Genomic DNA, 26,044 nt, shown 5'->3' on the forward strand with positions numbered 1-26,044 from the left:
TTATCAAGTTTATAGAGAGAAAATCATGCGAACAAATGAAGAAATTGTAAGAATACTAATAGATGAAAAAAATAAACAAAATCTTTCCATATCTGAATTAGCTAGAAGAGTTGATATGGCGAAATCTGCTATATCTAGATATTTTAATTTTAGTAGAGAATTCCCGTTGAATCGTGCTGATGATTTTGCTAGAGCCCTAGGAATATCTACAGAGTATCTGTTAGGTATATCTAAAGATGAAATGCCTAATAAAACAAAAAAACAGTCTCCTATAGTAGAAGAAATAAATAAAATTAGTTCACAACTCGAAGAGCCAAGACAAAAAATAGTTTTAGAGACTGCAAATGTTCAACTAAAAGAACAAGAAGAACAGAATAAAGTTAAACAAATAGAAGATTATCGTCTGACCGATGAATATCTTGAAGAACAAATAAGTAAAGCTAGTGCCTATGGCGGTGGACAGCTTAACGACAATGATAAAGAATTCTTCAAACGTTTGTTGAAAAATACTCTTAAAGAAAAAATTGATAAAGGCGATTTATGAGTAAACTTAGAGAACTTTCTCGAGAGCTTGGTGCTGAAATTATATATTTCATTCCATCAGAAAATGATGTTGTATTAATTGATGATATTAAGGGATTGTATCTTCCTGAATATAATATTATCTATATCAGAGATGATTTGACGATAATAGAACAAGAAAACGTTATTCTTCATGAATTAGGCCACTGTTATTGTGGACACACCCATTATAATTGCCATTCTAAAATGTTTGGGAGTAAGCAAGAGGCACAAGCTGACCGATTCATGGTAGTTTACAGATTCAATGAATGGCTTTCTAAATGGGATTTTGCACCAGAACCAAATGAAATTAATATCAGTCAGTTCATGGATGCGTATGAACTCAATAATAAACTTAAGTGGATATGCGAATCAGTTATTGAAGAGTATACTGCTGAATATCATGAAGTTATTTAAATAAAAACTACGAGCAATATCTCGAATCTCGTTAAAAGCTAGGTTAGGAAGTAATACACATGAAAAATGGAAAAAATCCTAAAGCTAAAAAACCAATTTATAAAAGAATTTGGTTCTGGATTGTTGTAGTAATCGTAGTAGCTGTTATAGGTAGCGCACTTGGAGGAGGCGGGAAAGACAAAGATAAAGATTCATCAGATTCTAAGTCTACTGCAACATCTAAATCTTCTAGCCAAGCTAAAATTTCTTCTAGTTCTTCTAGTTCTTCTGAAAAACCAAAATCAGGATGGACACAAGAAATTTATGATTCTATTACATCTGCACAAACCAACATCAACGATGATGGAACTATGTCTTACTCTGGTGGTACTCCTTATGCTGAAATTGAAGCAAAAGTTGGTAAACCAGATACTACTTCAGAATCAAGTATAGGTAATCAAACTATAGTTACAGTAAACTGGACTTCTATCTCATGGCTCAAAGGTGAGACTCAAAGTATCACTATCCAATATGATAAAGCTACAGGACAAATAACAAGCAAATCTAAATTTAATTCATAATAAATAAAAATCCACCCAAACTTTGGACGGCTAGGGCGGATTTAAACTATAAAGTAGTACAAAAGCTTTTAATAAGCTTTTTTACTGTACTCATTTTATCATAGAAATGGAGTAAAAAGCAAATATGGCTACATATCAAAAACGTGGGAAAACTTGGCAGTATTCAATATCAAGAACAAAACAAGGACTTCCTCGTCTAACAAAGGGTGGTTTTTCTACAAAGTCCGATGCACAAGCTGAAGCAATGGATATTGAAAGCAAACTAAAAAAAGGATTTATTGTTGACCCCATTAAGCAAGAAATTTCCGAATATTTTAAAGAATGGATGGAACTTTATAAGAAAAATGCAATTGATGAAATGACTTATAAAGGTTATGAGCAAACGTTAAAATATTTAAAAACCTATATGCCAAATGTTTTAATTTCCGAAATAACAGCATCTTCTTATCAAAGAGTGCTAAATAAATTTGCTGAAACACACGCCAAAGCATCTACAAAAGGGTTTCATACTAGAGTTAGAGCATCTATTCAACAACTCATTGAAGAGGGACGACTGCAAAAAGATTTTACCACTCGTGCAGTAGTTAAAGGTAATGGAAATGATAAAGCCGAGCAAGACAAGTTTGTAAATTTTGATGAATACAAGCAATTAGTTGATTATTTCAGAAATAGGCTTAATCCAAACTATTCATCTCCCACTATGCTGTTTATAATTTCAATTACTGGAATGAGAGCCAGTGAAGTTTTTGGATTAGTATGGGATGATATTAATTTTGATAATAATGTCATTAAGTGCCACAGAACTTGGAATTACAGAAACAAAGTCGGTGGTTTCAAAAAGCCCAAAACAGATGCTGGAATAAGAGATATTGTTATAGATGATGAAAGTATGCAATTGCTAAAAGATTTTAGAGAACAGCAAAAAACATTATTTGAAAGTTTGGGTATAAAACCGATACATGACTTTGTTTGTTATCATCCTTATAGAAAAATAATAACTCTCTCAGCTTTGCAAAATACATTAGATCATGCATTGGAAAAACTAAAGATTTCTACTCCACTTACTGTACACGGTTTAAGGCACACTCATGCTTCTGTTCTCCTCTATCATGGAGTTGATATCATGACTGTTTCAAAACGCCTAGGACACGCAAGTGTGGCTATCACACAGCAAACCTATATCCATATTATAAAAGAGCTAGAAAATAAAGATAAGGATAAAATAATTGAGCTACTAATGGAGTTATAATTTTCTTACAACAAAAATACAACAAATCATTAAAAATCAAGAATAAAGCCATTATCTAAAGCACATCTATCCTTTACTATGTAGTTTTTCATGGGAGCTCAAGAAAACTAAATTAGTACAAAATAAAAGAACAGTTTTTATTGACTGTTCTTTTTCTTTTCTTTATAGTTGAGAAGTGATTGTTTGTTATATAATCCTTCACTTTCTGATCTCTTCTTCCCGAAAACTAAAATAATTACCAGCCCCTACAATAATATGGTCAATAAAATTGATCCCCACATCCTCACAAGATTTTTTTATTTTGTCAGTAAATATTTTATCAGCCTGACTGGGTCGTAAATTTCCTGAGGGATGATTATGTGCAACTAACAGTCCTACTGAGAGATTTTTTATTGCATGATAAAGAATCTCTCTAGGGCTTGCAGTTGCCTGATTAACCGCCCCTATAAAAATTGTCTTTTTTTCAATAATTCGATTTTGACCATCTAAATAAGTCGCTACAAGATGCTCTTGCTCAAAATTTTGCATTTCAAAAGCAAGACTCAGGCCATACTCTCTGGAACTCAAAACTTGACCGTAACGTTTTCTATTAGTGGTTTGTATCCTTTTTCCAAATTCAATCATTGCTCGAATTTCAATGGATTTTGCCAGTCCAATGCCTGAAATTTCTCTGAGTTCATTAATCGAAGCTTTGCGCAAATTATCCAAAGTTTCAAAATGTTGAAGAATTTCCAAGGCCAAATTTAATGATGAGTATTTTTTTGTCCCTGTTCGCAATAATATCGCTAACAGCTCAACATCAGACAAGCACTCTTCTCCTAAAAATTCTAAGCGTTCCCTAGGTTGCATCGGATACGGATTTTCTCTTAGTTCATACATACTATTATATACGGAAAAATCTGGTCTTTGTAACTGACAAAAGATTAATTAACCAAAAAAGTTCTGATGAATCTCAGAACTTTTTATTTTTAGTTATCATTTTACTGACAGAAATTTCTGTCAGTAACTTTTATTCAACTGTTACTGCTTTAGCTAAATTACGTGGTTTATCAACATCAAGTCCACGTTGCATTGACGCATAATAAGCAATTAACTGTGTTGGAATAACCATTGAAATTGCTGACAAATAAGGATGAACTTGGTTGACAACAATTGTATCATCTTCACGAGCCACTCCTTCTTCAACAATTGTGATAGCTGAGGCTCCACGAGCCACTGTTTCCATTACATTTCCACGAGTATGAGCTGCTACTTCTTCATTATTAGAAATTAAAGCAAGTACTGGAGTTCCTTTTTCAATCAATGAAATCGTTCCATGTTTTAATTCTCCAGCAGCAAATCCTTCACATTGAATATAAGAAATTTCTTTTAATTTGAGAGAAGCTTCCATTGCTACATAATAATCTTGTTTTCGACCAATATAGAAGGCATTGCGAGTAGTTGGCAATAAGTCAGCTACAATTGCTGCAATTTCATCCTTTTCAGATAAAGTGGCTTCAATTGATTGAGCAACTAAAGACAATTCTTTAACTAAATCAAATTCTTTTGCTTTAACTTCCCCTTCAGCCTCACCAACTGCCTTTGCAAGAAAAGCCAAAGTTGCAATTTGTCCTGTATATGCTTTGGTTGAAGCAACTGCAATTTCTGGTCCAGCACCGATTAACATTGTATAAGTTGCTTCGCGTGACAAAGTAGAACCGGGAACATTTGTAACTGTTAAGCTTGGAAGTCCTAATTCATTTACTTTTACTAAAACCTGACGGCTGTCAGCCGTTTCACCAGACTGTGAAAGGAAAATAAAGAATGGTTTTTGGCTCAGCAAAGGCATATCATAGCCCCATTCTGAAGCAAGACCAAGTTCAACCGGTGTATTTGTCAAAGACTCAAGCATCATTTTTGCCCCAAAACCTGCATGATAAGACGTTCCGGCGGCAATAATATAAATACGATCAGCCTCTTGAATTCCTTTGATAATGTCTTGATCAACTTTCATTGTTCCATCTTCATTTGCATAAGTCGCAATGAGTTTACGCATAACTGCGGGTTGCTCATCAATTTCTTTGAGCATGTAGAAAGGATAAGTTCCTTTTCCAATGTCAGATAAATCAAGTTCAGCTGTGTATGACTCACGTGAAAGTACATTACCTTCGTAATCCATAACTGTAACATTATCTTTTATTAACACAACAAGCTCTTTATCGTGAATTTCCATAAATTCAGACGTTTCACGAATCATCGCCATAGCATCTGAGCAGACCATGTTGTAGCCTTCGCCAAGGCCGATTAATAATGGTGATTTATTTTTGGCAACATAAATCACTTCTGCATCTTCGCTATCCATAAGAGCAAAGGCATAAGAACCTTTAATTAAGCTTAGAGCTTTTTTGAATGCTTCAAGTGTTGATAGTCCTTCTTCTTCAGCAAATTTAGCAATTAAATGAACCGCAATTTCAGTATCGGTTTGTCCTTTAAAAGTATCATTCATCAAAAATTCGTTTTTAAGTTCAACAAAATTTTCAATCACACCATTATGTACTAAAATAAAGCGACCTGATGTTGAAGTATGTGGATGAGCATTGTCTTCCGTTGGTTTACCATGAGTAGCCCAACGTGTGTGACCAATGCCGGCTGTTCCTGAAACATCAATCCCTAACTTTCCTCTTAAGTCTGCAATACGTCCGACAGATTTAACTAATTTTGCTGCTGTTTCTTGACCATTTACAAAAATACCTGCTGAATCATAACCACGATATTCAAGTTTTTCTAGTCCTTGCATCAAAATATCAGTTGCATTTTTACTACCTACAACACCAACAATCCCACACATAATAAAGCTCCATTTAACTCACCTTTAAAATTGGTATAGTTAATTATTTTTCTAATATTTATTTATAAATAGCATTATATTACACTTATTTGTCGTTGTCAAGTATAAAACTTCTAATAAAACTCAAAAAGACGATAATTGGTATAATTTATTTTCAACATTAATAAAAACCAATTGATATCAATTGGTTTTTTTAGATTTTTCTTGATACTTAATATATGTGGGGTAAGTAAGTAATAGAATACTAATTCCTTCGAGAAATCCGCCGATTGTATCACTTGGATAATGTACCCCTACAAAAATTCTTGAAAACATTACTAATGCAATTAATATAATACATAAAATGCCTAATAAAATTTTAGAAGAACGATTTTTAAGTTTTCCTAGACAGATAAAGAAAATACTTCCAAAAATAATTGTTGCAAAAATGGAATGTCCGCTTGGAAAACTTTTCCCAGCTTCATTGGCAAAAGCCGCTAACCGATGAATATCAGGACGTTCTCGACCAATAATTACTTTAATAACAGTATTTAAAGCAAGGCTTAAAACAACTGTTGCCGCAAACCAGATTGTTGCTTCTTTCTGTTTAAAGAGAAGATATAAAACCAAAGCAAGTAGAGCTGCGACAATTATTCCACCTTTATCTCCAAAAATATTTGTCATATGAGAGAAAAAGTAAGTGAGTCCCGAAGAGCCTTGTAAATGAAAAGCCCAAGTTTGAATTGGTCGATCAAAAGGAAATGGACCATGAGTAAAATCAATTTTAACAAAGAGCGCTAAAATTAAAAAGGCAAGGGTGGTAACAGCACCCGAAATATAATAGATTTTTTTATTCATAATTAATTAGTTTTCTATAGACTCCATTAGGAGATGAAAAATTGACCCTTTCGGAGAATTATTTGAAACAAAGACTTTGGCATCATTCAATTGTGCATATTCCTTCGCAACTGCCAAACCAAGTCCTGTTCCAGGAATTTCACTTGAACGAGATTTATCAATTCGATAAAATCGTTCAAAAATATTATCTTTTTCTTCTTCTGGAACGCCAATACCTTCGTCAGCAACCTGAAAATCAACTTGATGATTTTCCAAAGTAATATTTATTTTAATTTCTGAGTTGGAAGGTGAATATTTTCCAGCATTTTCAAGAAAGATAATAATAATTTTGTATAGCGCCATTTTATCCATGCTGACAAATAAATCTGTTTGGATATCAAAGTTTATTTTTTGTCTTAGCGCGAGTTGAATTTCACTGACCACTTTGTCAGTAAATTTACTTAAGTTAATTCTTTCTTTTTTTATTTCTAAATGATTTCCTCTAGAAATGGTCAGTAAATTTTCGATTAAAACTTTCATTCTCATTGATTCTTCATCAATATAAGAAAGTGACTCATCAACAATTTCCGGATGTTCATGCCAACGTCTTTTGAGTAAATTCACATGTCCGCGAATTGCAGCAACTGGCGTTCTTAGCTCATGTGAAGCATCCGAGACAAATTGTTGCTCATTTTCAATTTTTTGATTCAGTCGATTGAGCAAACGATTGAAACTTTGACTTAACTGATGAACTTCAAGAGGATTTTTACTGACAGGAACTTGTTTAACATCCTTTCCATCAGTTGCCACCACAATATCTGTCAAAGGCTGACTAATCGTTCTGGCTGCTTTTTGAATTAAAATCAAAGCAAGGAAAAAGAGGGAAATCATGACAGCAATAATAACTAATATAGCTCTAATCATCGATTTAACTACAACATTTATATTCAACCATAATTCGGCTTTGGTTCCATTTTTAGAAGTTTTTGAACTATATAAAAAGATATCATCTCTTAATAGACTAAAATTTCCCCAAGATTTTCGTGATTTTAAAAAATTTGTTGTTCCTTGACTCTCTTCTCTTTGACCTGAAGGACTTGTCAGTCGAACAAATGTAGCTTTTTCGTCTTTTTCACTATCAAGTTTAAATTCATCCCAATTCACTTGCCCATTAGTTGCTGCCGTTTGAACGGAATTTAAAAGTGCCGCTCCCTCACTCTTACGGATTTGTAAACTTGTAAATGCAACAATTCCGGAAACAATGATTGTAATCAACAGACTAAAAATTAAGAAAATACGGACAAAAGTATCGGTAATAATTTTGGCACTTGTTTTTGATTCTATTTCTTTCATTCGCTAATTTACTTTACTATTTTTTAAGGAAGAGTATGAGCCCTCTTTTGAAATATGTGCTTTTAACTTACGGTATTCTAATAAGGTTAAAATAATCATCAATACGTCAACCGCACATAAAACGAGCATTGAAATTGACCCATGATTAAAAAATTCAAAGATTTGATAAAGAATAAAACCAACTAAAAGTAATATTGATAAGGGGTATGACCATAGAATCTTTTTCCAGAGCAGAGCCAACGTCACCAACTTTAGTGCACCATGTAAAAGTAAATATACAATAGCAAATAAAGTAGCATCATTGGTCAGCCTTTCTCCTGCATTTGTAATCATCGTAGAGAACGAGCTTAGAGAAATAGCCAGTGCAAGATGGTGAATAGTTGCTTTAATTAAATCAAGTGGAACAAAGATTAAAAGTAAACCTGATATAAATTCAACAAAAGCAAAAATACTTTTACCCAGAAGCATTGTGTTAAAACTAACATCTAATAATTCTTCTTTATTTTTCACTTTATTCATGGCTACCTCTTTTCCTCTCTCAGTTTTCGTTATTTAAACGATAACCTATACCACGAACGGTTTCAATGAGAGATTTATGATTTGGCAAATCAATTTTAGCACGAAGGTAGCGAACATAAGCATCCACGGTATTTTCCTGACCGTCAAAATCCATGCCCCATACATCATCCAAAATATCTGCTCGACTTACCACTATACCACGATGTTCTAAAAAATAGCTTAACAAAGAAAATTCTCTTTGGGTCAAATTGACTGTTTTACCAGCCACTTCTGTTGTATGAGCACTTAAATCAACTTTTAAGTAATCAAGTTCATAGACCTTGGAAGAAGAATTTGACCATTTCCTAAAAATCAACCTCAGCCGAGCCAATAGCTCCTCAATTTCAAAAGGTTTAGTAATATAATCATCTGCTCCCGCATCAAGACCGGCGACTTTATCTCCAATATAATCACGCGCTGTCAAGAAGATAATTGGTGTATCAGGCTGAATTTTTTTCATTCGACGTAACACTGTCAAGCCATCTAATTTTGGAATCATCCAATCAAGCAAAACAACATCAATAGCAGGCTTAGCAGTTTCAAATATTTCCAAAGCAGAAAGGCCATCAAAAGCGGTTGAAACTTGATAATCTTCAAAAATCAACTCTTTTTTGACATAATCAGATAGACTCGGTTCGTCTTCAACAATCAAAACATGGTAGCTCATTTGGCACCTCGCCTTTCTTTAATTGCAAATGTAATCAAAAATTTTTATTTACTTGCTCATTATAACAAGCTTAAAACAAAAAAACCATACGGTTTTTCTGAATAATTAATGATAATTTATCATTTTTAATCTTCGTTAATGAAGTCTTCAATCAGATAACGAGGACGTTGTTTAACTTCCAAGAAGATTTTTCCAATATATTCACCAATTACACCTAGAGCTAATAGATTAGCCCCTCCAAATCCAACAATAGCCAGCATTGTCGAAGCCCAACCTGCAACGTCAGAACCATTAATAAAATGGCGAGCAATAATATAAATTGCTCCTACAATAGCTAGCAAAAACCAAATTAAACCAATCCAAAAAATCAAACGCATCGGTGCAGCTGATGTTGAAGTAATTCCATCCAGCGCAAAACTAATCATTTTTTTCAAAGGATACTTACTTTCACCAGCAAAACGTTCTCCACGTTTATAGTAAACGATATCAGATTTATAGCCAACCAAAGGAACCATTCCTCTTAAGAAGAGATTTTGTTCAGGAAATTGAGCTAAACCGTCAAGGGCACGGCGACTCATTAAACGAAAATCAGCATGATTAGGAACACTTTGGCTCCCCAAACCTTGCATTAATTTATAAAAAGCTCCAGCGGTTCTTCTTTTGAAAACTGTATCAGTGTCCCGATTATCCCGTACACCATAAACGATATCACAGTTCTCATTTTCAAATTTTTCAAGCATTTCATCAATTGCATTAATATCATCTTGCAAATCTGCATCCATTGAAATAACGCAATCTGCTAAATTTCTCACGGTCATTAAACCAGCGAGCAAAGCATTTTGATGTCCGCGATTTCTTGAGAGATTAATCCCACTAAACATCGGATTTTCATTATGTTTTCCTTGAATTTTTTCCCAAGTCTTATCTTTTGAGCCATCATTAACATAGACAACTCTACTTTTTGGACTAATAATATTATTTGAAATCAATTGTTCATATTTAGCCTTGAGACGTTCGGAAGTTTCATCAAGTACTAGTTCTTCATTGTAACATGGCAGGACCATATAAAGAATCTTAGTCATATTCACTCCTTAATTTTTTTCTTTTTAAACTGCTTATCTATTAAACCTAAACTTGCTAAAGCAATCATAACGGGGGCAAATTGATAAAGGTAACGTGAATTTGTTTCCCATAGAATAAGGAAAAAACTCAATCCAACAAAGACCAAAGCTGGAATAAACCAGGGATTTGACCAATTTCTCTTGCTGATTAAAATTCGCCAGATTTGACGCCACAGCAAAACAACTAGGCCAATCCAATAAAGGGTTTGAACAGCCTTTAGCATAAACCAACCTGTTATATTACCAGGGCCATCCAAAGAAAATGAGGTTCCTGATAAATAATCAAAGTAACGATTAATAAATTTATTTTCATGATGATAAGTATAAAACGAACTGTTCAAATCACCATATAACCAAGTATAGGTCAACTTACGTCCAATTTGTCGCACAACTCCGACAGGTCCCATCTTCTTAAGATTGTCTATGAAGAGTTGTTTATCAGCCTCTTTTTTCGCTTCATAAGTTGGGAAAGATTCAGAATAAAGCCTCACTTTCTTATTGAATCCACCCGTTTTATTAGTTGGCGACCAAGACATAGCAATCCAGTGCATCATCGGAAGATTACGACGTTCATTAGCCTCTTGAGAAAAAGCTGGCTCGGTCGCAATAGTTGCTTTAACCATGAAATGTCCCCCAACAAATAAAATAGCAAACATTGGGAGTAAAAGCAAAAGTTGTTTCCATTTTTTATTAAGTCCAAGGAAAATCAAAACAGCAATAAGCACAATTAATACTGTTGGCTTAAATTCATAACCTATAACTGCCAATACTGTTGCCAAAAAATACCATAGAACTTGTTGAGTTATTTTTTGTGATTTAATGGCATATATAAAGAACAACAAACTAAAGGATACAAAAGGAAGTGTAATCGTATCACTATAGAGTTGTGCACCATAAACGTAAAAAGGTAAGAACCCGAGAGCACAAACATTGTATAAGAGCGCATGTCTTTTCCCGCTCAAAGCCTTAACACTTAAGGTTCCAGCTAAAACTCCGAGACTTGTCAACAGTGCAGACACTGCTGTCACAACCCACATTTTTAGTTCAACACTTCCTGCAAATGGTGAGAAAACTTGATTAAATAAAATCCCTAAAAATTGATTATTTGGATAACGAAGAAAATATCCTAAACGCGAAGCAGTTTCAGGTAACAGTCCAAAAGATTGACCATGGAGTTCTGTCGTAGAATTAAATATAACGAAATAGTCCCAAGCATGCTTACTATCAGGCACATGAATCATAAAAAGAAACGGCAAGATAAAAGTTAACAAAGCTACTAACCAAAAGCTTATTCGATAATATTTTGTTACTGACAAGTCTGTAAGTAACTCAATTTTACTGACAGACTTGTCAGTAGTTTCATTTTTATTCTTCGAGTCAAAAAGTTTTTTCGATAATTTATAAATTCCAACAAAATAAAAATAGGCTGCTATTAAAAGAATATTTCCTAACAAAAGCGCAATGATGTGATCTGCGTTCCACACTTGCGTCAAAGAAATAGCAATCCCGTTAATTAAAAGAAAGATTCCTATCATTAATGCAAGACAGAATCCTTTTTTATACTTAATAAATACTATATTATTCATATTGCCATTTTACCATAGCTTGGCTTTTGTTTCTTACAATAACCTTAATTTTTAGATGATAATTTCTCATTTTTTACTTCGCATTTATAAACTACACTATAGTTAACGCTTACGACTCTGATTGCAACAGAATTTTTTCTTAATTCATTACTAAAGCAACAATTATTCCTAAAATTGTTCCACCCATCACTTGAATTGGTGTATGCCCCAATAATTCTTTTAAATTTTTATCTACTTTGATTCCGGCATTTTCGACATTTTGTAACATTCGATTAATAATTCTGGCTTGATTTCCTGCCTGTCTTCTAATACCTTGGGCATCATATAAAACAACGAAGGCTAAAACAGTAGCAATAGCAAAAAGCGATGAATCAAATCCTTGTCTCAATCCAGTAGCCGTTGCCAAAGCAACAACCAATGAACTATGAGAGCTGGGCATTCCACCTGTTGCAAAAATTAATTGCCAATTAATACGATGTGTCCGAATAAGTTCGATAATTATTTTAATTAACTGAGCCAGAGCCCAACTCACAATGGCTGTCATTAAAATTTGATTATGAAAAATCTGATTAAAAAAGTTCATAATAGTCTCCTTTTACTAATAAAAACCTACTAACTATCAGTAACTCTATTATACATCATCTATCTTTTATTGAAGTCTGATTTGCTGACAAATACAGAAAGTCTGTCAGTAAATATAGTTCTTTTTTAAATACAAAAAAGAACAAGTTTAAACTTGTTCTCTAAGCTTTTCTAATTGTTCATTGAATATTTCAGGGGCATCAACTTGGAATTCCATAAACTCACCAGTTGTTGGATGGTCAAAACCTAATGTTTCAGCATGCAAAAATTGCCCTTTATTAGGTGTCAATGTTTTATTTGGCCCATAGAGTGGATCACCAGCCACAGGATGACCAATGTAATTCATATGTACACGAATCTGATGTGTACGCCCAGTTTCCAAGCGTAATGCAATCAAAGTATAGCCATAAAATCGTTCTAAAACCTCAAAATGAGTCACGGCTGGTTTTCCGCCAGAAACTACGGCTTGTTTTTTGCGATCTTTAAGATTACGACCAATTGGCGCTTCAATGGTTCCTTTATCATTAGCAATTTCACCGTGGACAATCGCTAAATAACGACGTTTGCTAGTCTTATCTTTTAATTGTGCTGCCAAACTTTCGTGTGCTTTATCATTTTTGGCAATCATCAAAAGACCACTCGTATCCTTATCAATACGATGCACAATTCCTGGACGAATTACACCATTAATGCTTGAAAGATCTTTGATATGATACATGATTGCATTAACCAATGTCCCTGAAGCATGACCGGCTGCAGGATGAACTACCATTCCTTGAGGTTTATTTACTACTGCAACATCTGAATCTTCATAAATGATTTCTAGTGGCAAATCTTCAGCAACAATATCAAGAACTTCCGCTTCTGGAATTTCAAATTCAATCCTGTCCCCTACTTTTACTTTATACTTTGCTTTTTTTGCTTCACTGTTAACAAATACTTTATCATTTTTGATAAGTTCTGTCAGTAAGCTCCGTGAGTATTCTGTTTGATTGGCAAGCGCCTTGTCAAGACGTAAGCCTTTGTTTTCTTCGTTAATTTTTATGATAGGCAAGTGTGTTTTCCTTTTTATAAATGTTAAATAAAACTTTCTGTCAGTGATTTTTTAATCAATTTATTTTGTTTCTTTGTCTGTCAAAATTGCAATGAAAAGAAGAACAAAACCAACAGATAATAAGATATCCGCAATATTAAAAATTGGAAAATTAATAAATTCAGTTTGGAACATATCAACAACAAATCCTTGACGAATTCGGTCAATAAAATTTCCCAAAGCACCCGTAATAATTAAAGTTAATCCAATAAAATACCAGTTTTGTGCCATTTTTTTCCATAAAAACCAAAGGGCAACAACTAAGACGATCGGTGTTAAGATAAGGAAAAACCATTGTTGACCTGAAAATGAAGACCAAGCTGCTCCATCATTTTTGATATAAGTTAAACTAAGAACATTAGGCCAAATTTTTTCTGTATCTCCAAGCTGAATATTAGCAACAATCCAATTTTTAAAAATTTGGTCAGCAACAATTCCGACAACGATAATAACAAGTGACAGTAGTTTTTTCATGCTTTAATTATAGCATATTTCGCAATCTGATAGCTCGCTAGAACAGTTTTTATCCTATTTCAAAATAAAAAGCGCATTTAAATAAATGCACTTATAGATAAATTAGCCAATCTTTCTCATTAAATCAACCATTTCAATTGCTCCAACCGCTACTTCAAAACCTTTATTTCCAGCTTTTGTGCCTGCACGCTCAATGGCTTGTTCTCTATTTTCAGTTGTTAGTACACCAAACATGACCGGAATATTAGAGTTTAAGGAAACATGAGCAATCCCCTTAGAAACTTCATTACAAACAAAATCATAATGAGAAGTTGAGCCTCTGATGACAGTCCCTAAACATATAATTGCTTCATATTTATTGGAAGTCGCCATTTTTTGGGCAATAATGGGAATTTCAAATGCACCTGGAACCCATGCTATATCAATTTCTTCTTCCTGGACTCCATGTCTTTTGAGTGCATCTAATGCTCCTGACAAAAGTTTTGCATTGATAAATTCATTAAATCGAGCAACTACAATCCCATATTTTGCATTCTTTGTTCTTAAATTTCCTTCAATAATTGTCATATTTCTATCCTTACTTTCTATTTTACTTTAGTCAAACAAATGTCCCATTTTATTTTGTTTTACTTTTAAATAATCAAGGTCAAAGGGGTTATCTTTGATTTGGAGAGCTACTCTTTCTTCAACTACTAGACCATATTTTTGAAAATCATTAATCTTTTGCGGATTATTAGTCATTAATTTCAATGATTTCACCCCAATTATTTTTAAAATTTGTGCTCCAATAGAATATTCTCGCTCATCTTCTTCAAACCCCAAAGCTAAATTAGCTTCAACCGTATCAAGTCCTTCATCTTGAAGTGAGTAGGCACGAAGTTTATTAATCAAACCAATTCCACGTCCTTCTTGTCGAAGATATAAAAGCACGCCACGCCCCTCATCATTTATTTTTTTTAATGCTTCTTCTAATTGTCCACCGCAGTCACATTTCAAAGAACCAAAAGCATCACCAGTTAAGCATTCTGAGTGAACGCGGCAAAGAATAGCTTGACCGTCACCAATATCTCCTTTAACTAAAGCAACATGGTGCTCACCATTTATTTTATTGACAAATCCTAAAATATCAAACATACCATATTTCGTCGGTAGTTTAGCTCTAGTCACCTGTTCTACTTGTAGTTCATTTTGCTTAAGATACTCTTGAATAGCTTTAATTGTGATATATTTCAAGCCCCACTCTTGCGCTTTTTCCTTCAGTTTCTCCTTATGCATCATTGTTCCATCTTCGTCCATTATTTCAACGCAGACACCTACTTCTTTTAAACCAGCCAGACGCAACAAGTCAACCGTAGCCTCAGTATGACCATTTCGCTCAAAAAGACCATTTTTCTTGGCAATAAGTGGAAATACATGACCTGGTCTACGAAAATCACTTGGTAAACTCTCGGCATCAACAAGTTTTTTTATGGTTAAGGCCCGTTCAAAAGCCGAAATTCCTGTGCTAGTTTCAATATGATCAACCGAAACTGTAAAAGCTGTTCCATGATTATCTGTATTTTTCTCTACCATTGCTTCTAATTGTAAATTCTTAGCATAAGTTTCACTGAGTGGTGCGCATATCAATCCTTTGGCCTCACTTGCCATAAAATTAATTATTTCTGGACTGATAAATTCGGCCGCACAGATAAGGTCGCCCTCATTTTCTCTATTTTCATCGTCACTAACGATAATCATTTCCCCTGCTTTAAGTGCAGCAAGTGCTTCTTCTACTTTATTATATTGGAACATTTTATCTCCTATAAAAATCCGTTGTTAAATAGCTTTTCTTTAGTTACTGAAGATTCTTTCATCGAAGAACTACTATCGCCCCATAATTTTTCTATATATTTCCCCAAAATATCATTTTCTAAATTAACAGTATCACCCACTTTTTTATCTGCCATTATCGTTTCTTTGAGCGTATGTGGAATAATGGAAACACTAAAAGATTTCGACTTAACCTGAGCAACTGTAAGACTAATCCCATCAATCGTAATCGAGCCTTTTTCGACGGTGTATCTCATTAAATTTAAGCTCGTTTTGATTTCAAACCAGATGGCATTTTCTTCTTTTTTTACTTCTAAAATCTGGCCAACTCCATCAATATGCCCTGACACAATATGCCCACCAAATCGGCCATTTAATGGCATCGCTCGTTCTAAGTTAACTTTGGCACCCACATTTAAGGTCCCAAGATTTGAGCGATTTAGACTTTCAGGCATAATATCAGCCGTAAATTCTTTTTGATTAAATTCAGAAACGGTCAGGCATAAACCATTTGTTGAAATAGAATCTCCAAGTTTCATATCCTCTAAAATCAAGGAAGCACGGATACTAATTTTGAAGGATTTTTCTCTTTTTTGCAGGCGACTCACTTCCCCTAATTCTTCAATTATTCCTGTAAACATTAAAGAAGCTCACTTTCTAATAAAATATCTTCTCCTAGATAGGTTATTTGAGCCCCTTCTAGGAGATAGGCTTGATTGGGTTGCTCGATTCCATGTCCTTCAACTGGACTTGGTGCTTCTTTTCCACCAAATATTTTAAGGGCAATATAAGTTTGAACTTTTTGGACTATCCCTGCTTTTAATGCCGAAGCATTTAATGTTCCTCCACCTTCCAAGATGATACTGTCAATCCCCTTTTCTCCTAACTTTTTGGTCAATTCTTTCAAATTCAATCTTCCTTCTAGGCAAGAAACTAAGATAATTTCACAACCCGCTTTAAGAAAGGGAGCTTGTTTTTCGGGGTCAGACTCAGCTGTAGCAATAATCGTTGGAATTTCAGTAGCTGTGGAAACAATCTTGGAAGCCAAAGGACTTCTTAAATGAGTATCACAAATGATTCTTATCGGATTTTTTCCATTTTCCAACCTGACAGAGAGTTGTGGATCATCTAAAATAAGCGTTTCAACACCAATCATAATTGCCATAAAACGTGAACGGTCTTGATGTACTTTCTGTCTTGCAATTTCACCTGTAATCCATTTTGATTGACCTGCTGATGTCACAATTTTTCCGTCTAAAGTCATTGCATACTTCATCATGACATAGGGAAGCCCTTGACTAACATAATAAAAGAAAATTTTATTTAATTCTTCACATTCTTTTTCTAAAACATTGAGAGAAACTTCAATTCCAGCTTCTCTCATTACTTTAATTCCTTTTCCTGAAACCAAGGGATTGGGGTCTAAATGCCCGATAACAACACGCTTAATTCCATTTTTTATAATCGCTTCAAAACAAGGGGGTTGTTTTCCCTGATGCGCACAAGGCTCTAAGGTCACATAAAGCGTGGCTCCTTCGGGAGATTCGTTACAATCCTTAAAAGCATTGATTTCCGCGTGAGCTTTCCCATATTTTTCATGATAACCTTGACCAATAATTCTCCCTTCTTTGACAATAAGGGCTCCTACTTGAGGGTTAGGGTTGACATTACCACCTCCTTTTTTTGCAAGTACAATTGCTAAATCCATGTAGTATTCGTCTTTTTTCATCTATTCATCCTTTCTAATAAAAAATAAGACCCTAAAATAAAATTTCAGGGTCTTTTGATAAATTTTCTATTTTTTTTTGAGCAAAAAAGCAGCTCAAAAAACCAAAAATGGAGTGAATTGTATCAATTCACTCCAGAGTTTTAGGCTAAATAGACATAATACTGACTAGAGTATTATGGTTTTATTATCTTCTTTCATCCAGACTATACTGTCGGCCTCGGAGTTTCACCGAATCATGCTGCAAGCAGCTCGCGGGCTATACCGCCGGTAGGGAATTACACCCTGCCCTGAAGATTTATTCAATTGTAGCTAAAGTATAGCATTTAAATTTAAAGATTGTCAAGAAATAAAAACGTATTCTTTAAGTTAACAAATTAAAATCAAACATTAAAAGTTCACAGACAGATAGTACAAGCGAACATCACCCTACTTTATTAAAGTCCACTATAGTTAAATATTATTTAATTTTATAATCAAAGCCCCCAAGAATTTTTCCTGTCTTGTCCTTTAAAACAAATCTCATTTTAAAATTCATCTCTTTAACCCATTGATGTTCTGATTTTGTAAGTTTTATTCCTTCTGCACTCTCCATTCCCTCTATTATCCATTTTTTTATCATAGGCATATCATTTTTGATATAAGAAACATAATCATTTTCGACTATCAAAGTTACAACAATGGTATCTGTGCAACTTTCACTTGCTTTAATATCTATATAAAATGGATTTGAACCTTGAGAAGTTACAAGTTGCTTTTTCCCATTATTTATCGTGTGAGTTACCTCGTCTAGTAACTCTTGTTTTTCTACCTGATGATAAATTTTCGCTACTTTGGAAACACTAAAAAGGGTAATCACAAGAGATAAAAATATCATCCCCACAATCAAAGGAATTAACCATGGCAAAATTCTTTTCTTTTTCGGAGTAGTATCTGTTTTCTGTGTATTTTTGTTCATCATTTTCATCCTTTGTTCTCATGAATTAAATCTCTTATAATTCAGCCAGTTATAAAGCATTTGAAGATTTATCAACGGAACTTGGCTTTTTTGAATAATTGAACCATATAATTTTTGTTGAAGTTTGGATATCGTTGCTAAATTATTTTTATACTCCGTGACACTAAATCCTTTTTCGGTGTTATTTTCAATAATGAATATTTTTTCAAATCTCCCTTGATTACTATAATAGACCTTATATTCTTTTATTAATTTATTTTTTGTGATATTGAAATTTAAAACGTATCCAATTTTCTTTCTAGTATACATATTTATACCTGAGATAAATTTATCCTGATTCAAAGGAGATATCCCCTCTAAATCCTCAAAAGTTTTTCCTATCAGAATACTATTGTTCACAAAATCATATTCAATCACACCTGTCCTATCACTTACAGTGTTCACTACATCTCTCCAATTATCATAACGACTTTTTTCATTAAGATTAGGAATATAAATACTATTCAGATTATCTATTACGGCGCACATAACAGGGGCTGTCCCTGATTTATGAGGAATATTCTGCGCATAATAAATTGAATAGACCCTAAAATTATGGTGCCCGTATCCAATAATGATTAATACAGAAACAATAAATATTAGGATAGGCAAAAATACTTTTCTAAACTTACCTCTTCTTTTTTTCACCATACTCATGAATTAAACCTCTTATAATTTAACCGATTATAGAGCCACTGAAGATTGATTATTGGCTTTTTTCTCTTTTGAACGATATCACCATAAAGTTTATTTTTCCAATAGGATAAAATCTCTTTATCCTTATTTGTAGGAATCGTTCGACTCTTATCTCCTATATCAATCGATAACAATCTACCCGAACGATTAAATTCATAGGCCCTGTAAATATTATCGTTTTTATCAGAAATGACTAAATTATATGTATTCTCAAAAAAATACCAACTGAAACTCACAAAATCTTGATTTGCCCTGTGATATTCTATATCAAATTGAGAAAAATTGTATGTGAAATACCTATTATATGACTGAACCCAATGTTGATTATCTTTGAATCTGTCTATTTCTGTGCTCCAATCCGCATGTGGAAGATAGACGCTTGATAAATTAAAGATAACTGCACACATAACAGGGTCTGTTCCTGACTTATGAGGAATATTTTGTGCATAATATATTGAATAAACCCTTAAATTTCGGTATCCATATCCACTAATTAATAATACAAAAACAATAAAAATGATGATAGACAAAAATACTTTTAAAAACCTCCCTTTTCTTTTTTTCACCATAGATTTTTAAACCAATTACCAACTGATTTAGCAACTTTTTTTACTGTATTCATGAATTAAACCAACCAGTTATAAAGAAATTGAAGCTTTATCGACGGAACTTTCCTTTTTTTAACGATAATTGAATAAGCATCCCTTTTCCAATTTTCTATATTTTTTAAACTCAAATCTGTTGTTTTTTTCCTTAAATTATAAAATCCTTTGTTATCTAAGTTTGATATGTACATCAATCTCCCAGAAAAGTCAAAAGATAGACATTGACTTTCAGAGTGTTCAAAGTTATAAAAACTTGTTCCAGCCTTTCCAGTAGAGTAAATTATTTGGTACTTTACCTTAGGTCCAATAGGATTATACTGAGGGAATCCGACAGAAAGTTGAGCAGTTTTGGATAACTCAACATTTATTACAGTTTGTATAAAATCATATGTAATATCGCCCTTTTTATTACTTACAAAATTTACTACATCTCTCCACCTCTCCACATGGCTTTTTTTATTTAGTTCCGGAATATAAATATTATCCAAGTTATCTATTACCGCACACATAACAGGGTCAGTACCAGTTCTATGTGGGACATGTTGAGCATAATAAATAGAGTAAGCGTGGAGATTCTTCTCTATTGAAAGAAAGGTCCATAATAATAAAATAAGTAAAACAAGTGGGAAAACCAAAAATAATACAATCTTTTTACGTCTTACCATAGACTCTTAAACCAATTACCAACTGATTTAGCAACTTTTTTTACTGTATTCATGAATTAAACCTCCAATAATTGAATAAATTATATATCCACTGCAAATTTATTTTTGGTGGTTACCGATGAGAAACAATAAAACCGTACATTTCATTCAATTTTTCTTTAACAATGATGATATATTGTAGCGTAGGTTTTATTGTCTTAGGTGTCGTTTCTTCAGAATAAGTCACAGAAATAAATTCACCCTTTGAATTAAAATTGTATGTATATGGAGTTACAAAGTCAATTAAATCGAGACCACCTGCCTCAGGTTTTAAACTAAAAGATAATTCTCCTTTCTTGAAAACCGAAATATCATTAATTTTTAATCCTTCAAAGCGATAATCAATATCCCCCTCGCTAGTTTTCACTCGCACTCCTCCAAATGGAACATTGTAGTTAGCATTCGGAATGTATATGGCATCCAGATTATTAAATACCGCAACCATCACACGGTTCGTCCCTACCTTATGAGGCAAATGCTGGGCATAATAAACAGAATATTTTCCAAGATTCACCCATCCTTGGAATAGCACAACCAAGGATAAATTCACGGTGAAACAAACGCTAAACGTAATAATTAGAACTTTACGCTTCTTTTTTATTTTTACCATAGGCTCTTGAACCATTTTCCTATTTGAATTTGCCTTCATTCACAAAATTATAGATAAATTGAAGGTTTATTTTTGGAACTTTTCTATGAGAAATAATTGGGCCATACATTTCATTTTGCAACTTATTAACCGTATTTAAAGCTGAAACCCGATGACTACTTAGAACATTGGTATTGCTATCAATAAATTCAGCAACGAGAGTTCCTGCTCGGTTAAAACCATAATAAGTATTTTCTGTAAAATCATAAATACAATATGGAAATTGGGAATCACTTTGCAAAGATAACAAGACATCGCCATCCTTTGTAGATTTTACAGTTATCATAGTAGGACTGAACATTCCTCCTGCTTGATAATGAATGGTTTTGTCCTCGGTTTCTAGCATTTTATTTCCATCATTATCCAAAGAATTGTACGGAATATAAACATCTCCTAAATGCTTAAATACAGCAGTCATTACGGAGTTTGTTCCTGTTTCATGAGGAAGATTTTGGGCATAGTATATGGAATATTTCCCTAGGTTTCCTCCAACAAATGATAATGTACCAATGAAAAGTGCTAGACATGAAAATGAGACGGTTAAAATCAGTATGACTTTTTTTCTTTTCATCATCAGTGGAACCAACTTCCTATGGTTTTGGTCACTTTGGAAACCGTTTTTCCTATATTGGAAGCAATATTTACAACCGTATGTACTCCTGAATTGATCCATCCACCAACCGTGTGAATCAATGACTTACCTGCATTTACCACGGTATTAACAACGGGTGCAACATAGCGATTATAGACGTTTGAAACTGCATTGGTCACATAATTGACAGTAGGAGCAACATAATTATTATAGACATTTCCCACCCATGAGCTTACAGTTCGATAGGCCGTTTGAACTCCGTGCCAAGCATTGCTTGCTTGTTGACTGACCCACGAAGCGAGCTGTGCAGCTTTTTGAGCCGCTTGCTTAGCAACTTGTATTGCAGTATTGAGTGCTTTTTGAGCCGTTTTTACACCTTGGTTGATAAAAGTTTTTACGCTTTGTCCTACTGCGATTGCCTTTGCCTTGAAACTATTGAAAACTTGTGCAACTGTCTTTGTCGCATTTTGATAATGAGAAATCGCTTGATTTTTTAATGCTGAGGCTGCATTTTTCACTGCGGTTATCGCATGAGAACTTGCATTTTTAATAATAACAGTAGCCGTGGATTTCATAAGCCCTTGGGCTGCTTTGATATTTATCTTAACCAACTGCCCTACTAGCTGTCCTGTCATTTTGCCATTGTTAATGATTCCCCCGCCTTTGCCAGTAAATCCATCTTTCAAACCTTTGGCTAGACCTGCCAGCCCGTACACAGAAGCCATTGAACTCAGACTCAAGAATACCAGAGCTGCACTTCCTAAAAGTATTCCAGAATTTCCTTTCGTACCTGACATTGATTGAAGGTAAATCGTTTCACGAGTTTCCATGTTAAGGTTAGCCATGCTATAATACTTAGCCATCGCAGCGGCTTGTGAAAGACTCGCAAAACCTGGATAGTGAGTTAAAATATAAGCATCCATATCTGCATTGACATCTGCGCTTCCTGATTTCGTGGTAAAGTTACCCATATTAGTAAGAACATCACCAATCAAACTATTACTCATCAGCTTGGTATTCTTTGCTTCAAAAAATGAAATTCCACCAAACACTCCAGCATATGGATTTCCTACCCATCCAACGGGGAGCCCTGCTAATCCATCTCCTAGTATGCCTGTTAATCCATTCTGATTATAAGAGGCAATGGAGGTGCCTAAGTGTGATAAATCTACTGTCGAAACTTTTTCGACTATTTCCTTGAACTGATAATTAGTTCCAGAACTATAATTTAGTCCATTGGGTAGTGCATTCAATGGTTTTTGAAGTAAACTCCCAAAATCTGACCCTCCATAGTGTACTCCAGCCAAATAATCCGCAAAACCGTCATTAGGATTTTTTTCAAGGCTGGTAGAGGCCACATATAAATCAGAGTATAATTCTTTTGCCTGATCTACTGTGATGCCCAAATTCTTTGCCATGTAATAGTAATCTACGCCTGATACGACATTAGGAACGGTCTTATTATTGGCTACACTATTATAGTTTGGATAGATAATATCCGTTTTTCCGCCAGCCATAATCAGAGGAAGAGTGACAGAACTTGCCTTACCATTATTAACTGGCGTGTAAGTAATACTTGCCTCAGGGTTTCCTATGTTCTGGTAACCAATTGTGAAACTAGGCGTATAAGCTGTCCCTTGATAATAAATATTATTATTGTGGTTCCCATAATAAGTGGGCAAATTATGATTATAGATGAGGTTGATGACAGGGTTGTTCTTACTAGCATCATTCTCGGTTAAATTCACAAAGCCAAAACCCTTAATCGTTGGGATAGGAAGATTGTAATCTTGTCCTGTAAATCCAAGATAATGGTCAGTCTCTTGGATTTTATGTCCAAACTCATCGTAATAATTTACTGTGAAATTTTGGCGAATTTGAGTGTTCATGTGAGCTTGTAGCGCTGGGCCAAACAAGTCATAACGAACACCTTGTGCAAAGAAATAGCTGTCATCGGCCCGTTCGGGTGCTGGTGCATAGTAATTGTAATAGAACTCTGAAACAAATCCAGCACCCAAATAACCACCATAAGGAAGACTAGCCACACCATCTAACCCTGGATAATTCGGCGAAGCGTCGTAGATAGTATCTCCATCTTGTTTGAGATTGGTCGTTTGAGGTAAAATGGTCACGAAATTCGCTAGGTTTGTTTGGACGCCTTGTGCATTGTCAATATCTGTCGTGATAAATGAAGCAACAACCGGAACTTCTGTCGTCGTATCATGTTTGACAATCTGGTAAATCAAACTAAGCGCATTTGCCCCATTGTATAGACAAACAATAGAATTTCCGCCTGACTCCGCGATATTTTGTTCGCCAGTAAAAGTAAGTCCTTGCGGAATTCCTTCTGCTCCTTCATTGGCTTACCAACTGTCTTTATCACTTGATGCTACTGTATAAATCATATCAAGGTCAAGACCAGAGAGCGATTTTCCGACATAGGTAATACGCCCACTATCTCCGTCATTCATGGTATAGGTGGTAGCGGGAATGATTGGACCATCTTGTACTCCAAAATTTTCTTGATTGAGTTGTCCAGTAGCTGTGCCTTTTATGGCAATGACTTGGGTTTGTTCTGACCAATGTAGCCCACTAGGATCAAGAAGATTATCATCGGTAATGTCTTTTCCCTGAAGCGTGATATTAACACCATCAAAAACAGCAGAACCTGTGGCATTGTTATCTACTGCTCCTGTAACTTGAATATTTGTAATTTCTGGACTTTTTGATTGTGAGGGATTTGTTGGTTTTCACTGACTTTCTGATGATAAGCTCGTCGTTGGATCACTAGTTTGAGCTTGTGTCGCTGTGGTTTGAGTAGTGACATCTGCTGTTGTAGTAGTTTCATTTGCAATCGTTGACGCAGGTTCATTTATCGAACTTTCTCTACTTGCTTTTGTTAATGATATAGCGATTGAGTTTTGGTTCGATTGAGTAGGCGAATTTGTATCAACGGTTGAACTTTCAGTAGTTAAAATATTTGTGGAACTTGAAACTTGAGCTGTATTTTCCATATTTGATACTACTGCTGGTTCTTCAGTTGTCGAGTCAGAAGCGGCAAGAGAAGAATTCACAGTTGGACTTACAGGACTGCTTTGAGTCGTCACATCACTACTTTGTGTCATTGTTTCTGTATTAGAAGGGACTTCGTCTGCTTGAGCAGTCAATCCTATACTTCCAATAACAAAAATTAAAAGTATTCCGCTACTAAAAAGCCAGATTTTACCTGACTTCCACGTACGGAAATGATGTTTTTGTTTTCCAATGCTAAAATCTCCCACTTTTAATTATGTTACTATTCTGACTATTCAAACAGTATATCACAAGAAAAACAAATTGTAAAATCAAGAAATGTTTTTGTAATCAAATAAAATCACGCGCAGATTATAGAAGTTATTAATCAAATTTTGTTTTTATTTATTTGCTCAAAAATTACAATTTTGCTAAAATGGCTCTATTAGAACATAGGATATCTTATCATGCAAGAAATAAAAATAAACCCTCAACTCACTTGGCTTTCTTTTAATGTCGAAGACCTTAGAAATACTTCTGAACTTGCTACTTATGGTATTGACTTAGAAACGCTTCAATATGCCGAAGATAAAAATGAACGTCCTCACACGGAGTTCATCCCTGATAGTCAAGACTTTGTACTGATTTTCAATAGTCTGGATTTACTCAATTCAGAAGTTCATTATAAGACGGTTCCCATTACTTTTGTAGCACAAAAAAATCGATTAATTACTCTTTATCATCCAGAAAATGAATATTTAATTAATCAAATTAAAAAATATTGTTTTCAAAATGAACCAGAAACAGTTTATCATCTTCTTTTCATCAGTTTATTTTTGATTTCAGAGGCTTTCTTTCCTTACTTAGAACAAATTGATAAATCAAAAGAAGAAATTAATCAAAAGTTGCGTGAAAAAACAACAAAGAAAAATTTGTTGGCCCTTTCTGATATTGAAACGGGAATGCTGTATATTGTATCTAGTGCCAACCAAAATACTCTACTACTTGAACAACTTAAAACAAAAAGTATTTACAGACAGTTCAATGAAACTGAAAAAGAGCAGCTTGAAGATGCAATTATCGAAGCACAACAGCTTGCCAGTATGACACACCTTAATGCTCAAATTCTTGAACAATTAGCAGGAACTTATAATAATGTCCTTAATAATAATTTGAATGATAATATGACAACTTTGACAATTGTTTCTGTACTTTTGGCAGGATTAGCAGTCATCACTGGTTTTTTTGGAATGAATGTACCACTTCCACTTACTAACCAAAAAGATGCTTGGGTTTGGATTATTGGTGCTTGTATTATTCTTTGGCTACTTTACGCGGCACTCTTTCGTTATATTATTGGTCGAAGACAATAAAAAAATCAGCCAAAGCT

28 protein-coding genes and 1 riboswitch are annotated in these 26,044 nt (G+C 34.2%); of the genes, 5 read left to right on the plus strand and 23 right to left on the minus strand.

The window, feature by feature from the left end; genetic code table 11:
- Positions 1–25: 25 nt before the first annotated feature.
- From PYW37_RS07640 to PYW37_RS07655, 4 genes are all read left to right on the plus strand, one after another.
- The gene (locus tag PYW37_RS07640) at positions 26–544 is read left to right on the plus strand and encodes a helix-turn-helix domain-containing protein (RefSeq protein ID WP_025016614.1); all 519 of its coding nucleotides are present in this window, start codon (positions 26–28) and stop codon (positions 542–544) included.
- Positions 541–978: an ImmA/IrrE family metallo-endopeptidase gene (locus PYW37_RS07645; RefSeq protein WP_025016615.1), complete on the plus strand. Its 438-nt coding sequence runs from the start codon at positions 541–543 to the stop codon at positions 976–978. The genes PYW37_RS07640 and PYW37_RS07645 overlap by 4 nt, the downstream gene beginning before the upstream one ends.
- Positions 979–1,037: 59 nt before the next feature.
- Entirely contained in the window at positions 1,038–1,538 is a 501-nt protein-coding gene (locus PYW37_RS07650; RefSeq protein ID WP_025016616.1) for a hypothetical protein, read from the plus strand.
- Positions 1,539–1,662: 124 nt separating this feature from the next.
- Entirely contained in the window at positions 1,663–2,787 is a 1,125-nt protein-coding gene (locus PYW37_RS07655) for a tyrosine-type recombinase/integrase (protein WP_025016617.1), read from the plus strand.
- Between the two features lie 198 nt (positions 2,788–2,985).
- Here the strand turns inward: PYW37_RS07655 and radC are convergent, their stop codons facing one another.
- The 23 genes from radC to PYW37_RS07770 all read right to left on the minus strand — a co-directional run bounded on the left by radC (position 2,986) and on the right by PYW37_RS07770 (position 24,923).
- A complete protein-coding gene (gene radC, locus PYW37_RS07660; protein WP_021722532.1) occupies positions 2,986–3,666 on the minus strand; it encodes a RadC family protein in 681 nt (226 codons plus the stop codon).
- 130 nt (positions 3,667–3,796) lie between these two features.
- Positions 3,797–5,614: a glutamine--fructose-6-phosphate transaminase (isomerizing) gene (glmS, locus tag PYW37_RS07665; RefSeq protein ID WP_025016618.1), complete on the minus strand. Its 1,818-nt coding sequence runs from the start codon at positions 5,612–5,614 to the stop codon at positions 3,797–3,799.
- Between the two features lie 180 nt (positions 5,615–5,794).
- Complete coding sequence (locus PYW37_RS07670; RefSeq protein WP_025016619.1) at positions 5,795–6,451, minus strand: phosphatase PAP2 family protein; 657 nt, start codon at positions 6,449–6,451, stop codon at positions 5,795–5,797.
- Between the two features lie 6 nt (positions 6,452–6,457).
- Positions 6,458–7,783: a sensor histidine kinase gene (locus PYW37_RS07675; protein WP_044009645.1), complete on the minus strand. Its 1,326-nt coding sequence runs from the start codon at positions 7,781–7,783 to the stop codon at positions 6,458–6,460.
- Between the two features lie 3 nt (positions 7,784–7,786).
- A complete protein-coding gene (locus PYW37_RS07680) occupies positions 7,787–8,302 on the minus strand; it encodes a DUF2127 domain-containing protein (RefSeq protein WP_023189363.1) in 516 nt (171 codons plus the stop codon).
- Positions 8,303–8,321: 19 nt separating this feature from the next.
- Positions 8,322–9,008, minus strand: coding sequence for a response regulator transcription factor (locus PYW37_RS07685; protein WP_023164051.1), 687 nt, complete (start codon positions 9,006–9,008; stop codon positions 8,322–8,324).
- A gap of 125 nt (positions 9,009–9,133) precedes the next feature.
- Complete coding sequence (locus tag PYW37_RS07690; RefSeq protein ID WP_025016620.1) at positions 9,134–10,090, minus strand: glycosyltransferase family 2 protein; 957 nt, start codon at positions 10,088–10,090, stop codon at positions 9,134–9,136.
- 2 nt (positions 10,091–10,092) lie between these two features.
- Positions 10,093–11,715, minus strand: coding sequence for a glycosyltransferase family 39 protein (locus tag PYW37_RS07695; protein WP_025016621.1), 1,623 nt, complete (start codon positions 11,713–11,715; stop codon positions 10,093–10,095).
- A 139-nt stretch (positions 11,716–11,854) separates the two neighbouring features.
- Entirely contained in the window at positions 11,855–12,298 is a 444-nt protein-coding gene (locus PYW37_RS07700) for a divergent PAP2 family protein (protein ID WP_003130996.1), read from the minus strand.
- Positions 12,299–12,445: 147 nt separating this feature from the next.
- Positions 12,446–13,351: an RluA family pseudouridine synthase gene (locus PYW37_RS07705; protein ID WP_021722538.1), complete on the minus strand. Its 906-nt coding sequence runs from the start codon at positions 13,349–13,351 to the stop codon at positions 12,446–12,448.
- Between the two features lie 60 nt (positions 13,352–13,411).
- Positions 13,412–13,864, minus strand: coding sequence for a signal peptidase II (lspA, locus tag PYW37_RS07710; protein WP_023189367.1), 453 nt, complete (start codon positions 13,862–13,864; stop codon positions 13,412–13,414).
- Between the two features lie 102 nt (positions 13,865–13,966).
- On the minus strand, positions 13,967–14,431 hold the full coding sequence (ribH, locus tag PYW37_RS07715) for a 6,7-dimethyl-8-ribityllumazine synthase (protein ID WP_025016622.1): 465 nt from the start codon (positions 14,429–14,431) through the stop codon (positions 13,967–13,969).
- Positions 14,432–14,458: 27 nt separating this feature from the next.
- Positions 14,459–15,655 (minus strand): bifunctional 3,4-dihydroxy-2-butanone-4-phosphate synthase/GTP cyclohydrolase II, encoded by a 1,197-nt coding sequence (locus PYW37_RS07720; RefSeq protein ID WP_023164048.1) that lies wholly within the window; start codon positions 15,653–15,655, stop codon positions 14,459–14,461.
- Between the two features lie 8 nt (positions 15,656–15,663).
- Positions 15,664–16,314 (minus strand): riboflavin synthase, encoded by a 651-nt coding sequence (locus PYW37_RS07725; RefSeq protein ID WP_003130990.1) that lies wholly within the window; start codon positions 16,312–16,314, stop codon positions 15,664–15,666.
- A complete protein-coding gene (ribD, locus tag PYW37_RS07730) occupies positions 16,314–17,402 on the minus strand; it encodes a bifunctional diaminohydroxyphosphoribosylaminopyrimidine deaminase/5-amino-6-(5-phosphoribosylamino)uracil reductase RibD (protein ID WP_025016623.1) in 1,089 nt (362 codons plus the stop codon). The genes PYW37_RS07725 and ribD overlap by 1 nt, the downstream gene beginning before the upstream one ends.
- A gap of 182 nt (positions 17,403–17,584) precedes the next feature.
- Positions 17,585–17,701: riboswitch (FMN riboswitch) on the minus strand.
- A gap of 158 nt (positions 17,702–17,859) precedes the next feature.
- Positions 17,860–18,357, minus strand: coding sequence for a hypothetical protein (locus PYW37_RS07735; protein ID WP_223848636.1), 498 nt, complete (start codon positions 18,355–18,357; stop codon positions 17,860–17,862).
- An 18-nt stretch (positions 18,358–18,375) separates the two neighbouring features.
- Positions 18,376–19,053: a hypothetical protein gene (locus PYW37_RS07740; RefSeq protein WP_003130987.1), complete on the minus strand. Its 678-nt coding sequence runs from the start codon at positions 19,051–19,053 to the stop codon at positions 18,376–18,378.
- The gene (locus PYW37_RS07745; protein WP_023189373.1) at positions 19,050–19,661 is read right to left on the minus strand and encodes a hypothetical protein; all 612 of its coding nucleotides are present in this window, start codon (positions 19,659–19,661) and stop codon (positions 19,050–19,052) included. Before PYW37_RS07745 ends, PYW37_RS07740 begins: the two co-directional genes overlap by 4 nt.
- 56 nt (positions 19,662–19,717) lie before the next feature.
- Positions 19,718–20,362, minus strand: a complete 645-nt coding sequence (locus PYW37_RS07750) for a hypothetical protein (protein WP_023189374.1) — start codon at positions 20,360–20,362, stop codon at positions 19,718–19,720.
- Positions 20,363–20,474: 112 nt separating this feature from the next.
- Positions 20,475–20,915: a hypothetical protein gene (locus tag PYW37_RS07755; RefSeq protein ID WP_025016624.1), complete on the minus strand. Its 441-nt coding sequence runs from the start codon at positions 20,913–20,915 to the stop codon at positions 20,475–20,477.
- 115 nt (positions 20,916–21,030) lie between these two features.
- Positions 21,031–21,624: a hypothetical protein gene (locus PYW37_RS07760; protein WP_003130983.1), complete on the minus strand. Its 594-nt coding sequence runs from the start codon at positions 21,622–21,624 to the stop codon at positions 21,031–21,033.
- Entirely contained in the window at positions 21,624–23,888 is a 2,265-nt protein-coding gene (locus PYW37_RS07765) for a MucBP domain-containing protein (RefSeq protein WP_232238885.1), read from the minus strand. Before PYW37_RS07765 ends, PYW37_RS07760 begins: the two co-directional genes overlap by 1 nt.
- 504 nt (positions 23,889–24,392) lie before the next feature.
- Positions 24,393–24,923, minus strand: a complete 531-nt coding sequence (locus PYW37_RS07770) for a KxYKxGKxW signal peptide domain-containing protein (RefSeq protein ID WP_232238884.1) — start codon at positions 24,921–24,923, stop codon at positions 24,393–24,395.
- 198 nt (positions 24,924–25,121) lie between these two features.
- Here PYW37_RS07770 and PYW37_RS07775 point away from each other — a divergent pair, with 198 nt between their 5' ends.
- Positions 25,122–26,027: a magnesium transporter CorA family protein gene (locus tag PYW37_RS07775; protein WP_003130981.1), complete on the plus strand. Its 906-nt coding sequence runs from the start codon at positions 25,122–25,124 to the stop codon at positions 26,025–26,027.
- Positions 26,028–26,044: the final 17 nt, after the last annotated feature.

This window comes from Lactococcus lactis (genome assembly GCF_029023865.1).
In the GTDB taxonomy this organism is placed as follows: Bacteria; Bacillota; Bacilli; order Lactobacillales; family Streptococcaceae; genus Lactococcus; species Lactococcus lactis.